At 53.2% G+C, this 15587-nt stretch carries 12 protein-coding genes and 1 pseudogene; 9 read left to right on the forward strand and 4 right to left on the reverse strand.

Annotated elements, in window-relative coordinates; genetic code table 11:
* Nucleotides 1-7: 7 nt before the first annotated feature.
* From dut to rpsO, 3 genes and pseudogenes are all read right to left on the reverse strand, one after another.
* The gene (gene dut / locus THEVEDRAFT_RS05375; protein ID WP_342610150.1) at nucleotides 8-361 is read right to left on the reverse strand and encodes a dUTP diphosphatase; all 354 of its coding nucleotides are present in this window, start codon (nucleotides 359-361) and stop codon (nucleotides 8-10) included.
* A 29-nt stretch (nucleotides 362-390) separates the two neighbouring features.
* Nucleotides 391-2653, reverse strand: a pseudogene (locus THEVEDRAFT_RS05380) (polyribonucleotide nucleotidyltransferase).
* A 108-nt stretch (nucleotides 2654-2761) separates the two neighbouring features.
* Nucleotides 2762-3028: a 30S ribosomal protein S15 gene (gene rpsO, locus THEVEDRAFT_RS05385; protein WP_006583697.1), complete on the reverse strand. Its 267-nt coding sequence runs from the start codon at nucleotides 3026-3028 to the stop codon at nucleotides 2762-2764.
* A gap of 223 nt (nucleotides 3029-3251) precedes the next feature.
* Between rpsO and THEVEDRAFT_RS05390 the strand changes: the two genes are divergently transcribed.
* Nucleotides 3252-3932, forward strand: a complete 681-nt coding sequence (locus tag THEVEDRAFT_RS05390; RefSeq protein ID WP_006583698.1) for a response regulator transcription factor — start codon at nucleotides 3252-3254, stop codon at nucleotides 3930-3932.
* 29 nt (nucleotides 3933-3961) lie between these two features.
* Nucleotides 3962-5080 (forward strand): sensor histidine kinase, encoded by a 1119-nt coding sequence (locus THEVEDRAFT_RS05395; RefSeq protein WP_006583699.1) that lies wholly within the window; start codon nucleotides 3962-3964, stop codon nucleotides 5078-5080.
* A gap of 97 nt (nucleotides 5081-5177) precedes the next feature.
* On the opposite strand, the gene THEVEDRAFT_RS05400 is transcribed toward THEVEDRAFT_RS05395, so the two are convergent.
* Entirely contained in the window at nucleotides 5178-6698 is a 1521-nt protein-coding gene (locus THEVEDRAFT_RS05400) for a Do family serine endopeptidase (RefSeq protein WP_006583700.1), read from the reverse strand.
* 181 nt (nucleotides 6699-6879) lie between these two features.
* Between THEVEDRAFT_RS05400 and THEVEDRAFT_RS05405 the strand changes: the two genes are divergently transcribed.
* From THEVEDRAFT_RS05405 to THEVEDRAFT_RS05435, 7 genes are all read left to right on the forward strand, one after another.
* Entirely contained in the window at nucleotides 6880-8328 is a 1449-nt protein-coding gene (locus tag THEVEDRAFT_RS05405; RefSeq protein WP_172634033.1) for a sodium:solute symporter family protein, read from the forward strand.
* Nucleotides 8329-8348: 20 nt separating this feature from the next.
* Nucleotides 8349-9599, forward strand: a complete 1251-nt coding sequence (locus THEVEDRAFT_RS05410) for a sensor histidine kinase (protein WP_172634034.1) — start codon at nucleotides 8349-8351, stop codon at nucleotides 9597-9599.
* A gap of 2 nt (nucleotides 9600-9601) precedes the next feature.
* Nucleotides 9602-10948 carry a sigma-54-dependent transcriptional regulator gene (locus THEVEDRAFT_RS05415; RefSeq protein WP_006583703.1) on the forward strand — a complete coding sequence of 449 codons (1347 nt, stop codon included), beginning with the start codon at nucleotides 9602-9604 and terminating at the stop codon, nucleotides 10946-10948.
* A complete protein-coding gene (locus tag THEVEDRAFT_RS05420; RefSeq protein ID WP_006583704.1) occupies nucleotides 10935-12116 on the forward strand; it encodes an RNA polymerase factor sigma-54 in 1182 nt (393 codons plus the stop codon). The genes THEVEDRAFT_RS05415 and THEVEDRAFT_RS05420 overlap by 14 nt, the downstream gene beginning before the upstream one ends.
* A 288-nt stretch (nucleotides 12117-12404) precedes the next feature.
* A complete protein-coding gene (locus THEVEDRAFT_RS05425) occupies nucleotides 12405-13622 on the forward strand; it encodes an NRAMP family divalent metal transporter (protein WP_006583705.1) in 1218 nt (405 codons plus the stop codon).
* 116 nt (nucleotides 13623-13738) lie between these two features.
* Nucleotides 13739-14491 carry a 5-oxoprolinase subunit PxpB gene (pxpB, locus tag THEVEDRAFT_RS05430; RefSeq protein ID WP_006583706.1) on the forward strand — a complete coding sequence of 251 codons (753 nt, stop codon included), beginning with the start codon at nucleotides 13739-13741 and terminating at the stop codon, nucleotides 14489-14491.
* Nucleotides 14466-15566 (forward strand): 5-oxoprolinase subunit C family protein, encoded by a 1101-nt coding sequence (locus tag THEVEDRAFT_RS05435; protein ID WP_425358252.1) that lies wholly within the window; start codon nucleotides 14466-14468, stop codon nucleotides 15564-15566. Before pxpB ends, THEVEDRAFT_RS05435 begins: the two co-directional genes overlap by 26 nt.
* The last annotated feature ends 21 nt before the right edge of the window (nucleotides 15567-15587 follow it).

Consider the following 15587-nt stretch of genomic DNA (forward strand, 5'->3'; position numbering starts at 1 on the left):
GACGGGCCTAAAAACCGGGACACAGCACCATCTGAGCTATCCTGTCTCCCCTTTTAACCTCGAACGGCTCAGACCCTGCGTTATAAAGGATCACCCTTATCTCTCCTCGGTAGTCCGCATCCACCGTTCCAGGGGAGTTGAGGACCATGACATGGTTCTTGAGCGCCAAGCCGCTCCTGCTGCGAACCTGGAACTCATATCCCGGGGGTATCTCCACAAAAAGCCCAGTACCAAAGGACCGAACTTCCCCGGGCATCAACACCCCCTCTTCAACGGAACGCAGATCCACCCCGGACGAATGGGGAGTACCCTGGGACGGGAGGGGCAGATCCTCCGCACCGTTGCCCCTCCTTATCCTCACCTCAACGGAAGGCATGTTCATGATGATCATCACCTATGGTGCTTGTCTCTCCGATCACCGGAGGGGGCACGCCTATCCCCTTCACGGCGCCCCCCTTGAGCGGGCCTCTGGGCATTACCATCGGACTTCAAGGCACCGTACCGGATCTCCCTGGCCCGTTCGACCTCCACCTGGGCAGAGAGAGCGGGATCCTTGGCAAGCTGGTCGTAGCGCTCTATCAGACGACGTCTGGACAGGTTGATCCTGTTCATGTCGTCTATCTCCCGCACCACCACCAACACCTCATCTCCTATGGAGAATGCGTCCTCTATCTTCGGTATGTGGTGTGTGCTTATCTCGCTCACGTGCAGCAAACCCTCTTTGCCCGGGAGAACCTCTATGAAGTAACCAAAACCCAGCATCCTAGTGACCTTGCCCACAAAGATCTCCCCCGCCTGAACCTCCCTGGTGAGGTCCGAGATCAGCTTTATGGCATGGCTGGCGGCCTCTTCAGTCTGGGCGGCCACACAAACCCTTCCGTCGTCCTGAACGTCAACCTTCGCTCCCGTCTGGGCTATTATGGACCTTATGGTCTTACCGCCAGGACCTATGACGTCTCTTATCTTGTCAGGATCTATGCTGATCGTCATTATCCTAGGAGCATTGGGGGAAATCTGGTCCCTGGGACTCTTTATAGCGGAGTCCATTATGTCCAATATCCGCATCCTCCCATCCCTAGCTTGCCCCAATGCCCGCTGCAGGATCTCCCTGGTTATCCCCCCCGCCTTATTGTCCATCTGCAGGGCGGTAACCCCATCCTTGGTCCCCGCCACCTTAAAGTCCATATCTCCATAGTGATCCTCGAGGCCCTGGATGTCCGTGAGTATGCAGACCCTGGAACCGTCGGTTACAAGCCCCATTGCCACACCCGCAACAGCCTTCTTTATGGGAACCCCAGCATCCATCATGGACAGGCTTCCACCGCATACGCTTGCCATAGAGCTGGAACCGTTGGATTCCAATATGTCAGACACGACCCTAACCACATAGGGGAAATCCTCTTCCGAGGGCAGAAGGGGCCTCAACGCCCTCTCCGCCAAGGCACCATGGCCTATCTCCCGGCGCCCCGGGCCGCGCATGGGGCGCACCTCCCCCACAGAATAGGGGGGGAAGTTGTAATGCAGGAGGAACCTCTTTGCGGGCTCATCGTGCTTCAGCCCATCCAATATCTGGTCATCCTCCCCCATCATGCCCAAGGTGGTAACCGCCAAGGCCTGGGTCTCTCCCCTGGTAAACAAGGCGGAACCATGAACCTTGGGCAGTATGCCTACCTCGCAGGTTATAGGTCGAAGCTGATCCATGGCCCGGCCGTCCGCCCTCTTCCCCTCGTCCAGGAGCAAACGGCGCAGACCCTTCTTGACCCACTCCTCCACGACCGATGACACGTAGGCACTACAATCTGGATAGACAGGCTCAAAATGCTCTACCGCCCTCTTGGTTAACTCTGCCAAGGCATCCTTACGCTCCACCTTACCGTGGATCTGAACTGCCCTATATATGTCCTCCCTAAGCTCCTGCTCTATCCAACGGTCTATCTCTTCGATCCTCAAGGGCTCAGGTATCTCCACCTTGGGTTTCCCAACCTGCTCCCTAAGCTCCCTTATGAAGGCCACTATTCGCTTGATCTCCTGATGAGCGAGCTCCATGGCATCCACCAGGAGATCCTCGGAAACCTCGTTGGCCCCGGCCTCCACCATAGTTATGCCACCGTCGTGTCCAGCCACCAGGAGGTCCAATGCGCTAACGCTCATCTGTGACTCCGTGGGGTTTACCACCAGCTCTCCATCGATAAACCCTATCCGGACCGCCCCTATGGGGCCATCCCAAGGGATGTCCGATATTGAGAGGGCTGCGGATGCGGCATTTATGGCGAGCACATTGGGGGGAGTTCTGCTGGTCCACCGATAAGACCGTGGCCACCACGTGCACATCGTTCCTCATGTGTTCCGGGAAGAGAGATCTTATGGACCTGTCCACCATTCTGCCGCTCAGTATGGCGGTCTCAGAAGGACGTCCCTCACGCTTTATGAACCCCCCGGGTATCTTCCCCGCCGAGTAAAACCTTTCCTCGTAGTCCACCAACAAGGGGAAGAAATCTAGTCCCTCCCTGGGCTTTTCCGACATGACGGAAGTCACCAGCACAACCGTATCTCCATAACGGGCAAGAACAGACCCGTTGGCCTGTTTGGCCATCCTGCCGGTTTCGAACGACAGGACCCGTCCCCCTATTTCCATTTCTGCAATCTTTGACATAAATAATCCTCCCTGTCTTCCCACTCAGTCTATGACGGTTAAGGATAGCACAAAATAAAAGGCGAGGCCAATTGGCCCCGCCTTAATCGCCAAGCTATAACACCCGGCTTAATGCCTAAGACCCAACCTCTGGACAAGACTCTTGTAACGGCCGAAGTCCTTCTCCTTCAGGTAGGCAAGCAGCTTGCGCCTCTTCCCAACCATAGCCAGAAGCCCCCTCCTGGAATGGAAGTCCTTCGGATGCTCCCGCATGTGCTCCGTGAGCTCCCTTATCCGGTGGGTTAAAATGGCCACCTGGACCTCCGGAGAACCGGTATCCGCCCCGTGAACCTTGAACTCCTCGATTATCTTCTGCTTCACTTCCTTGGATATCACGTACGCTCACTCCCCAATATATCGTCCCATAACCCAGGCCCAGGCTTATAACCTAGGTCCGCGTAAAGGGCATTGGTAAGTATATACCAGCAGTCCATGGTCATCAAGGCGGAGGCAAGGAATTTAATACTGGGACTCGACAAAGCCCACAGGGGTGTGCTAAGTTAATGAACAAGGTATAATTAAAAAACCAAGCGCCAAGGCGCAATAGGAGGTAACGAAGATGAGGCTTCTAATCGTTGAGGATAATGAGGACCTCTGTCAGCTTCTCAAAGAGGGCTTCGAGGAGGAAGGCCATTCGGTTGATACCGCAGGGGATGGTAAGACCGCGTTTGAAATGGCGGTAAACGGCGGTTACGACTGCATAGTCCTTGACGTGATGCTTCCGGAGATGGATGGATTTCAGGTGTTGGACCGGTTGCGGGACGAGGGTTGCAATACCCCAGTGATCATGCTTACCGCAAAGGATTCCATAGAGGACCGGGTTAGGGGATTGGAGCAGGGAGCGGATGATTACCTCACCAAGCCCTTTGATTTTAAGGAGCTCATGGCCAGGGTGAACGCATTGGTAAGGCGCAGTTCCGACCAGCGGAGGTCCATGCTAAAGTGCGGTCCGCTGACCTTGGATCCGGTGGCTAGGGAGTGCCGGGTGGGGGACATACGGATACCCCTTCGTCGCAGGGAGTTCGACATATTGGAGCTTCTGATGCGATACGAGAACCAAGTATTCAGCAGGGACAAGATAATATCCCACGTATGGCAGAAAGAGTACGACGGGACCAGCAATGTGGTGGACGTACACATAAAGTACCTCAGGGACAAGCTGCGTCCTTTCAACTTGGACATGATGGTGGTGACCGTGCGGGGAGTTGGTTACAAGGTCACCAATCCAGATGGTGATTAAACACCTAGCAAATCCCACAGAAGGGCCTAATGTTCGACAAGCTAGCCAGGTTTAATCCGTTAAAATCCCTCTCGGCGGTTCAGATCCGGTCCGCAGTCCTAAAAACCATCTTGGGCACTGCGCTGTTGTTGATGTTCTCAACCCTTCTCCTCCTGTTGGCATCTTTTATGTGGCAGAAGGAGACCGCCTTTCTCTCCATCGATCGGGTTGTGGTTTTCACCTTCTCCCAACCCGGGGTGGTAAGGGCAATCCTAGCCTCCATTGGGTTCTGCGTTCCGGTGATGTTCGTCTTAGCGGTCCTCGATGAGCTCCTATACGAAAACCGAATCAAACGGCTTTTCTGGGTGCTCAGGGACTTGGCAGATGGGGCTCGATCGAAGATGCCCTCACACATGTTGGGAGGATATGAGGAAGAGATCGGGGACCTGGTCCGCCGCTGCGCAGTGATAGCCAGAGAGAGCGGGGCAAGCTTGAGCAGCAGGTTTCTATCCGATGCGGGGCACGAGATCAGAACCCCCCTATCGATAATCAAGGGGCGCATAGAGTTGGCGCTGATGAAAGACCGCAACGCTTCCTACTATAAGGAGAAGCTGGAGGATGTCCTAAGGCAGGTGGGCTTCCTGGAAACCCTCGTGAAGGGGTTGATGGAGTTGTCCCGACTCGAGGGCACCGATGTGATAGATTTGCGGCCCACGGACCTGTCAATGGTGGCAGAGGAGGCCATAGATTCCCTATCGTCCCTCATATCCTCCAAATCTATGCGGATAAGAAGGTCCATGGAAGGGGCTCCTGTGATGGGGGATGCGGACCTATTGGTCAGTATGTGCCGTCAAATGATCGAGAACGCTTGCAGATACAGTCCTCCAGGTTCTTTCGTTGACGTCTCGGTAAGGATGGACCGAAGGGGAGGCAGGGCCATCGTATCCGTGAAAGATTACGGGATAGGGATGGACGAGGAGACCAGCATAAACTGCTTCCAGCCCTTTTGGAGAGCGGACGAATCGCGATCAACTGGGGGGCACGGCCTTGGGTTGACCATAGCTAAAAGGATAGCCTCTTTACATTCCGGCTACATATCTGTAAAGTCCGTTCCGGGCAAGGGTAGCACGTTCACCTTTTCAATGCCTCTGGATGACACCCTCATCTAAGTCGTTTGCTGTCCTGCCCCAGATCGGCTAAAAGCAAGGGAGAGATCAAGAGGCAGGGATCAGGCACACCCCCTCCCAGATCCCTGCCTCTTGATCATCAGCTCAGCGAAAGGAAAATCGTACTTCCCCTTCTCCAAACGAGCACTGCAACTGATTTAGGATCCCCTTTAGCGGCCATCTCAACGTCTGACGGGGAGTTTACCTTAACGCCGTTGAACTCCATTATCACGTCCCCCTTAGAAAGCCCAAGATATGCCGCCCGGGACTTGGGGTTTACATTGAGGACGATGACCCCTTGGATATCCGCCGGTACGCCAAAGTTCGAACGGAGGTCCGAATCTAGATCTCTGATCTCCGCCCCCATCACGTTAACCGCCGCGGACTTCTTGCCCGATGGAAGCAACTTGGGGATCCAAGACCTTCCAGACGAGGTGTCCCCAAGCACCACATCTGCCGACATCTTCTTATCCCGCCTGTAAAACTCTATCTTGACCTTTGTGCCAGCGCTGAAAGATCGAACCAGGAAGGTCAGTGATTTGTCGTTCAAAACCTTCTTCCCATCTATAGATACGATCACGTCTCCCCTGCGAAGACCCGCTGCGTCCGCTGGGGAACCGGGTTTTACATCCGCCACTATGGCGCCTTCTGAGGTGGGAACTTTATATGCCTTGGCAAAGGCAGGGCCATTGGGCTGAGCCATTACCCCCAACCATCCCCTCCGGACCTCCCCGTGCTTTATGAGGTCATCAAGCACCTGCTTGGCCATGTTTATGGGTACCGCAAAACCTATCCCCTGGGCGTAGGGCACTATGGCGGTGTTTATCCCCACCACCTCACCCCTTAGGTTGATGAGGGGACCTCCGCTGTTACCGGGGTTTATGGCCGCATCGGTCTGCAGGAAACCCTGGAAGTTCATGTTCTCCGCCTGTATGGTCCTGTTCTTCGCGGATATTACACCCACCGTGACGCTGTTCTCCAGTCCAAAGGGGTTACCTATTGCCACAACCCATTCCCCCACCTCCACGGTGTCCGAGTCTCCAAGCTTAAGGGCCGCTGCATCCTTGAGATCCACCTTTATTACCGCCAGGTCAAAGGTGGGATCACGCCCCACGAGCTTAGCGGGAAGCTGACGTCCGTCCAGCATGGTCACCGTTATCCTGTCAGCCCCCTCAACCACATGGTTGTTGGTTAGGATATACCCATCCTTGGTGACGATGAACCCGGACCCCTTCCCCTTCATTGGAACCACCCGGGTGAACTGCTTGAAGTGCTCCCCGAAGAAATGGTTGAAGAACGGATCATCCATCAGCTCATCCGGGAAGGGGCTGAACGACTGCTTAACCAACTTCTCGGTGTCTATGTTCACCACCGACGGGGCAGAGCTCTTGACCAAGGGTACTATTGGATTGCCAGTATACGGGTTAGATGGCCCGGACGACACATCCGCAGACGCCACAGAGACCCCCACCGGTGGATGTGCCGGATCGTTCAGAAGAGAATAGAGATACCCCCCAGCCATCCCTGCGCAGAACAGAACCGAAAGGGCAAGCATCGACATCATGAGTCTCTTAAGCCTGTCACGGGGCAACAAACTCCTTAAATATACTTTGGTCCTCATGTTCCACACCTCCCATTTGAGTTTCACGCTATCATCTCCCATGACGGGGCAAGGCTAACACGTTTGACAAATACTGACATCGTCAATTATACCTAAAATCCTACTTATGGGCACTAGGGAGGCAGGGTGATAAAATGTGGGCTAATCTTATCGTGTTCTGCATTCTCTTGGTAATACCTTTTTGCATGAGCATCATCCTAATAAGGCGGAGGAGAAAGACAAAATGCCCCCTTTAGCAATAAACCTCATCGCCTTTAGTGGGTACACTTTGGCAATAATCCTACTCACCGGGCAAACCTTCCCCTGGCGGGATAGCATTAGGAACTTCTACATAGGCGGGAGGAACATAGGTATATTCATGAGCACCATGACCTTCTGCGCCACCTGGTTAAGCGCCGCATCCATCGTTGGCTTCACTACCTGGATGGTATACGACGGGGCGGCAGCCTTTGCGGGTTCCGTGAACGGTTGGCTGCTGGGGCTCATACCTATGCCGCTGGCGGTCCTAAGGCTAAGGGCCTCAAAATGCGTAAGCGTACCAGAGTTTGTAGGCAAGTTTTATGGAGACAGCAGGTTGATGAGACTTGGCGGGGCGGTTTTACTCGCGTCGTACGTGCCATACATAGCGATACAGTTTAAAGCCTTTGGGCTGGTGGCGTCTCACATGCTAGGAATCCCCTACGGCTTCAGCTCCACCGCACTGGTGTATCTCTTCGTCCTCTACACCACCTTCGGGGGCTATCGATCGGTTGCAAAGAGCGATGCATTGAACCTTATAGTAATCCTGATCGGGGTCTTGGTGGCCGCATTAGAGTTAAATATAAATTTAAAGCCTATTTGGACCGCCATAAGGGATATCTCCACTTACTCCCCAAGCAAGCTCAACCTATCGAGATCCCCTGCCGAGTCACTTCAGATAATCAGCTCCGCGTTGGCATGGGGGCTTGGGGTTGCCGCCAACCCTCAATACGGGATAAGGATTATAGCATGCAGAAAACATAACGATGCTTTTGCCGTTCTTTCCATATCCCCCTTTCTGATAGGATTGGTATACCTGTTGCTATCCTCCATGGCCCTCATAATTTCGTCCATACCATCCATGTCGCTTCAAGGCGCAAATCCTGAAGGGCTGCTGAACCTTTTAGATTCCCAGTGTTCTAGTTTGGTTGCAAGTCTTTTCTCCGTATCGGTGATGGCCGCAGCGGTCAGCACTGCTAACTCTCAACTTCTACTAGCCGCATCTGCCATATGCCACGACATAGGAGGACTAGGCAGAGATAGCATATCTTCAATCCCAACAAAGGGTACCAACCAGGATCACTGGATGTTGTGGAACCGAGGAGCAATACTGATCATTGCCACAACAGCGCTTGTTATGAGTCATATCCCAAACTACGACATAATGTTCGTAGGCCGCCTAAGCTGGACCTTTGTGGCAGTTTCCTTCCTAACCCCCATATATCTCCCGAGAAAGCTTGGGAATAGAATGTCCTTCGCCATAATCAGCTGGTCGTTGATAATTCACACCATCCTTTGCGGGTTAAGGATACCACCGGAAGTGAGCATGCTCATTACCATGGGATTCCAGGGAATCGCGATAATTCCATGGGGGGAGATCCGAATACGATGAAAAACCCAAATAAGCCTTCCGTGGAGACGGTTTTAAAAACCATAGTTACCCTGGCGGTTGTTGGCGTGGCAGGGACCCTACTCGCCCTACAGATTAAAATCAGCACGGAGAAGGAAATCAAAAGGGCCTTTGATGACATCCGCCTAACCAGTGAGATAACCAGGAATCTGCAGTTCCATGAGGCCTTGGAGATAGCTAGGCGTCTTGCTCCAACGGTTATCCCATACCCCCAAGGAGAAATCATACTGAGGTCCAAGGATGGGGGCGTGATAAAGCTAGGTATAAATCGTTATGCAGTCATGAACAAGGTGGTAGAAGAAAACAGGATCCTCTTAGTGTGGGGGATAATAGCACTGCTAGTCTCGCTGGAACTGGCAATAATCCTAGCGTATATGATTACGTACCCAATAAGACGGCTATCCTGGGCTATGGAGGCCATCGCAAAGGGGGACCACCAAATTAAGGTCCCGATAAAAGGGGCTTTCGTGTGCGAACTGGAAAACCTCATAAGGGCATTCAATAATATGGCCATACAACTTCAGCAGTGGCGAAGGCTACAATCTCAAATAAGCCGGATGGACAGGCTGGCATCCATGGGAGAGATGGTCTCAGGAGTGGCCCATGAGATTCGCAATCCCCTTGCCGCCATGAGGATCCACTTGGAGCTGCTTATGGAGATGAGAGATAGTTTGCCAGCGGAGGCCCAAGAAAACCTGGAGTTCTTGTCGGGGGAGATTGACAGGATCACCGATACGGTGGAGCGATTCTTACTCTTCGCAAGACCTCACAGAGGAAGGATTGAGAACCTGCCCATCGGTCAAGTGATATCCTGGGCAACCCAGATGATTCGGTCCCTGGCTCCTTCTGGAGTAATTCATCTGGAAACTCGAGTTCAAAACCCTGATCAGTTGGTCGAGGCAGACCCAGGTAAGCTACGACAAGTTCTTCTAAACCTTATATCAAACGGGATTGATGCCATGCCTAACGGTGGCAAGCTCGTTATCTGGACTAAGATTGAGGGGGATAGGCTGGCAATAGGGGTAGATGACACTGGGGAACCCATACCGCTCGACATGGTGGACCGTATCTTTGAGCCCTTTGTCACCACCAAACCCAACGGAACCGGATTAGGGCTGGCCATCGTCAAAAAGCTGGTGGAAGAGATGGGGGGGTATATATCCCTTTCAACTGGAGATGGGGTTACCTCATTCAAGATATCGCTAAATACGGCGCCAAAAGGGACATCGTCCGTTTACGAGGAGGCCCATTGATCATGGCTGACATATGGATAGCAGAGGACGAATCAGCTCTTGCGGAGGGACTTAGGCGGGCATTTGAGAAGGATGGTCACCGGGTTATCACCTTCGGAACGCTGAAATCCCTGCTGTACTCCGCCCGGTCATTTTCACAAGTTCCACAGGTTATAATCCTTGATCACAAGTTACCAGACGGCCTTGGGGGAGACGCGATACCTCAAATCCTATCTGTAATCCCCCACGGAAGGATAATACTCATGACCGCGTACGGGGAAAGCCCGTTGATAGTAAAAGCAATAAGAAACGGGGCATTTGACTACATCGACAAACCGTTCTCTCTGGAGGCCTTAAGGAAAATGGTTCAGCGGGCCCTACTCCGCTACTCCGTAGAGGTAGCAGCCCGCGATGCCGCCATGGGGAACGCCCAACTCATAGGATCTTCCGCCCCAATGATGAGGTTAAGGGACACGGTAGATCGACTTAAGGGCCAAAGGGACCTTAACATACTGCTTACCGGAGAGAGCGGCACTGGCAAGGAGGTTGTATCAAGGATGATTCACGAGGTCACCTCTTGCGAAGGCAGCTTCGTGGCTATAAACTGCGGAGCAATCCCTGAAAACCTCCTGGAGGCGGAACTTTTCGGATATAAGAGAGGGGCCTACACAGGAGCTGCGGATGACAAGAAAGGCCTCTTGGAGTTAGGACACGGTGGCACCGTCATGCTAGATGAGATAGGAGATCTACCCCTGTCCCTTCAATCTAAACTTCTACGGTTTCTAGACAGCAGGCGCTTTAGACGGCTGGGTGACACGGCGGAACGGGAGGTATCCCTAAACTTGATATGCGCCACTCACAAGGACCTTAAAGAGATGTCCACACAAGGCTTGTTCAGGGAGGACCTCTTATACAGGATATCCACGATACCGATCAAGGTCCCCCCCTTAAGGGAGCGGGGATCCGACGTGATAGAACTGGCAGAATTCTTCTTAAAGACCTTCTCCATAAAGAGGGGACGGCCCCCTAAGGAATTGTCCCCCGAGGTGGAAGACCTTTTCCTAAACTACCATTGGCCGGGCAACGTGAGGGAGCTTAAGAACTTGATAGAGAGACTGGTTATACTCTCTGACCCGGGATCTCACGTAATATCCTTAAAGGACCTGCCGGAGGAGATGTTAACCTTACCGTTGGATGGGGAAGGCACCGTCACACCGAACTCCTTGGATGCCAAGCTGGCCAACAAGGAGCTTGAGCTGATCACGGAGGCCTTGGAAAGATGCGGGGACAACAAAACCCAAGCAGCAAAAGAACTCGGCATATCAAGGTTTTCCCTGTTAAGACGGCTTCAGCGCCATGGCCTTTCTTGAGGTAATTCTTTCAAACACTCCCAATGTAGCCCTAGGAGTTAAACCGTATCTGCTAAATGGTAAGAATTGGCTTTTCATATCCCCTGACGAGCTTGCGGAAGAGTTGCACAAAGCCTGTGAGGATCTGCCCTCTGTGAGCATAAAGCGCCCCGGTGGGAGATTGGAGCTGCCTTTGGACGAAAACCCGTGGGAAGAGGAATCAGACGATATAAGAGAGATAGAGTTCCAGCTAAGCCTTATAAAGGATCTTCCACAAGGCACGACCCCAGCGGACTGGGTAAGCTTGCTTGGTCCAAGGGGATATCTGAACGGGTCTACGGAAGAATGCGCTACCAGCCTTGGGATTTCTCAAGTACAGTTTCTTAAAACTCTTAAGGAGATCCAGGATCAGCTGGATCCCCCTGGGGTGTTTGCTCAGGACTTGCGAGACTGCCTCCTCATACAGTTAAGACGTCTTTCTATGGATAATTCCGATGGGGCAAGACTGCTCAAGGATTTTCACCGGGAGCTCGAATCATCAAGGCTAGACCTCATATCCAAAGCCACTGGATGGGACCTCAACCGCGTAAAGGAAGCCATAATGAGCTTGCGAAAGCTTGACCCATCCCCACTTGGGATAGTGTCAAAACCGGTAAGGCCGGAGATCTCCATGATCCCATATAAAGACGGGATCTCATTCAAGATATTAAGGGAAAACATGCCCTCCCTATCCTTAACCTATCCGTCAAAAATAAAGGGAAAGCTTCGCTCCATCCTGATGAGGATGTCTGGGCGGTACAGGACGCTGGCCACCATCGGGCTTGCGATAACCATGACCCAGCGGAACTTCCTATCCGGTAAGACCGAATACCTGGAACCACTTACGGTAAAAGATCTGGCGAGGATCACCAATTTATCACCCTCCACCGTTTCAAGGTGCACAAGGGGGACGTATGCTGTAACCCGATACGGTACGATAAGCCTAAGCCGTCTCCTATCAAAACCCCTTAGGTCAAACCCTAACCTTTCGATACATCGTCTAACCCTTGAAATATCAAAGTTAAAGTCCATGGGCCTGTCAGATCTTGAGATATCAAAAAGGCTAGGAGTTCCCCGGAGAACCCTGGCTTACCATAGGGAACGCCGAGATTTCACCTATCCAAAGCCATCATTGGCATCATTGGAATGACCAGAGGCATTAACCTTGGCAAAAACGGGACAACATCGCCACCGTAGAGAGTAGTAAAAAAACCCCGACACTACTTTCGCTCCTCCACACCGCGGAAGCGACTTAACAAGCAGACAGACAAAAGGCCTGCTATAAAGTCTCCGCACAGGACCGTGCGAGGAACGCACACATCATGGCGTGAAGTTGAAGGTATTTTTTGATGTTTCCAAAGCTTTCCAAGGGACAGTCTTTGGCAATTTTATTGCATGTATTTCCATCGAAGAAGATCTCACTTGGGAGGTGGCGCGTTTGAAGTCCAACGGTACAAACAGCAACGGAAGGTCCATCGGCATTAGCGGTAGTGTGTTGCTTGGGGCCGCATTCCTCATGGCAACATCCGCGATAGGGCCTGGTTTTCTGACCCAGACCGCGGTCTTCACCAACAAGCTCAAGGCGGCCTTCGGTTTTGCCATCTTGGCATCAGTCCTAATCGATGTAGTAGTTCAGCTCAACATATGGAGGATATTAGGCGTATCCGGCATGAGAGGACAAGACGTGGCAAACCGGGTACTACCCGGGTTAGGTTATTTCCTGGCCTTTGCGGTAGCCATGGGAGGTCTCGTCTTTAACGTAGGCAACGTGGCAGGGGCAGCCATGGGGCTTAACGTTATTTGCGGAGTGCCGATGACACCTGGTGCCATAATTTCCGCCGGCATAGCCATAGCCCTGTTCCTTAGCAAGGAAATGGGACGAGCCATGGACAACTTCACAAAAGTCCTAGGCATCCTAATGATCGCACTGGTACTCTTTGTGGCGGTTAAGACACACCCCCCCATAGGGCTCGCCCTTAAGGAGACCATCCTGCCTTCTACGATAGACTGGTTGACCGTTCTAACCCTGGTGGGTGGCACCGTGGGAGGATACATAACGTTTGCGGGGGCACACAGGATAATAGACGCGGGCATAACTGGGCAAGAACACATCGGAGAGATAAGCCGGGGATCGATAAATGCCATAGGGATAACCGCACTGATGAGGTATCTCCTGTTCCTTGCAATACTAGGAGTGGTGGCAGCAGGCAAACAACTAGACCCTAACAACCCTCCGGCATCTGCGTTCCTGCTAGGAGCAGGTAATTTGGGTTACCGCTTCTTTGGGGTTGTGCTATGGTCTGCAGCAGTTACATCCGTGGTGGGGGCCTCATACACATCCATATCATTCCTCAAGACCCTCTTCAAGTCCATTGAATCCAATCAGCGCTACTGGATAATCGGTTTCATCACCGTGTCCGCCTTGATATTCACCACCATAGGCAAGCCGGTGAAGCTGCTCATACTGGCAGGGGCGGTTAACGGACTTATACTGCCGCTGTCTCTAATCTCCATGCTGCTCGCGGCGCATAGGAAGGACGTGGTTGGAGACTACAAGCACCCAATGTTGCTAACCATTTTTGGATACGTGATGGTGGTGTTCACCGGATGGATGGGTATCAGCTCCCTCAGCAAGATCGCCGACCTGTTTAGATGATGCAGTATACTGCAAGTTAAGCAGAGCCCACGAGGGTCATGGGGCTCCATAAGATCTCTCTTCCTCGGGTTTCAAGGGGGACGAAGGGAAATAGGGGAACAAAGGGGGGACGTGCGTTGAGCTTCGCACCCAAGATATCCGCCCTGGGAGAAGGGGCAGTTCTGCTGGAACTGGGGGACAAGATAGACCGGGACGTCAATCTGCGGCTGCACCGGTTCAAAAAGATGCTATCGCAGGAAAGGACAACCGGAATTAAAGAGTGCATCGTGGCGTATTCCTCTATGGCGGTGTACTTCGATCCAATAACCGTGGACCACCAAAAGGTGATCCTCAAACTAAGGAGACTACTGGCAAGCGATCTGGACGCATCCCCGAAGCCACAGGACCTGGTTTTGATACCGGTGGCATACGGAGGTTCCATGGGGCCAGACCTTGGGAACGTGGCATCCCACGCGGGGATATCCGAGGAGGAGGTGATAAGGCGCCACTCCTCTAGGGACTATCACTGCTACATGTTGGGGTTTACACCTGGCTTCCCATACCTAGGCGGAATGGATGAGTCGATTGCGGCTCCAAGGTTATCCACCCCAAGGAAGGCTATACCCGCGGGAAGCGTTGGGATAGCGGGAAGTCAGACCGGCATATACCCCATAGAGAGTCCTGGAGGCTGGCAGCTTATAGGCAGGACCCCCCTTGCCTTGTTCGACCCCTCCAAGGAGGAAGACCCCACCTTAATAAAGGCCGGGGATCTGGTGCGATTCGTCCCCATAAGGGAGGATGAATTTCAGGACATCGCGGAACGATGGCGTAAGGGGACCTACGGTCCGGTAAGGATAAAAGGGGGTGGCGAGGTTGAAGCTGCTCGTTAAAGCCCCGGGCCTTTTGACCACCGTGCAGGACCTGGGCCGATGGGGGCATCAGGACAAAGGCGTCTCCGTAGGAGGGGCCATGGATCCATTCTCCCTCAGATTGGGCAATGTCATGTTGGGTAACTCACAAGAGGCCTCGGCCCTAGAGGTTACGATCTTAGGACCCTCACTGGATGTGCTGGAAGAGGGAGGTGCAATGCTCTTTGCCGGACCTGATTTGGGAATGATGGTAAGCGGTGAAATAATCCCCCCGTGGAAGATCGTCACACCCCGCAAGGGGGACGTGATCTCCTTCAGAGGACCGATTGGCCCCGGATGCAGGGGATACATATGCGTCAGCGGCGGCATCCAGGTCCCCCTCGTGATGGGCAGCCGTTCAACCCATGTAAGATCCAGGCTTGGCGGATTGGAAGGACGTCCATTGAAGGCGGGGGATATCATACCGTCCGGGGAAATGGATCCCCTATGGGAATCTGGTAAGGGGCTGGTGTTCAATGGCCCCACCCATTTGGATCAAATGCTGGGGGAACGGGTTCTGGAGGTCATCCCAGGCCCTCAGGAACACATGTTCACCCCGAAGGGGCTTGAGACGTTCTACTCCTCCGAGTACAGGGTATCCGACGAGGCAGACCGGATGGGGTATCGGCTAGAAGGCCCGGCGATCGAACATGCGGGCGGGGCAGACATCATATCGGATCCCATACCGCTTGGGGCAATACAGGTACCAGGAAACGGGACACCCATCGTAATGATGGCAGACCGACAGACCAGCGGGGGCTACACTAAAATAGGGGTTTTGACCACCTGGTCCTGCGCAAGGCTTTCCCAGGCGCTGCCAGGCGAGTCCTTCCGCTTCCGCCCCGTCAGGGTAGAAGAAGCCGTGGATCGTTTGAAGAAGTTTAATGAACTATTAAGGTATGCCAACCATCTTAGGGCACGATATCGAAGCAGACCTTACGAAGGTGGGTGTCATGAACTGGCTCGGCATCCTATTGAGCCTGTTTCATTCAAGATCCGAGTTCAGGAGAACTCTTTTTTGGTGACCGTGACCGAGGGAGCCAGGGAGAAGGGTTAGCATTTCTCAAAATAGCGATGG

This window comes from Thermanaerovibrio velox DSM 12556 (assembly GCF_000237825.1).
Taxonomy (GTDB): Bacteria; Synergistota; Synergistia; order Synergistales; family Synergistaceae; genus Thermanaerovibrio; species Thermanaerovibrio velox.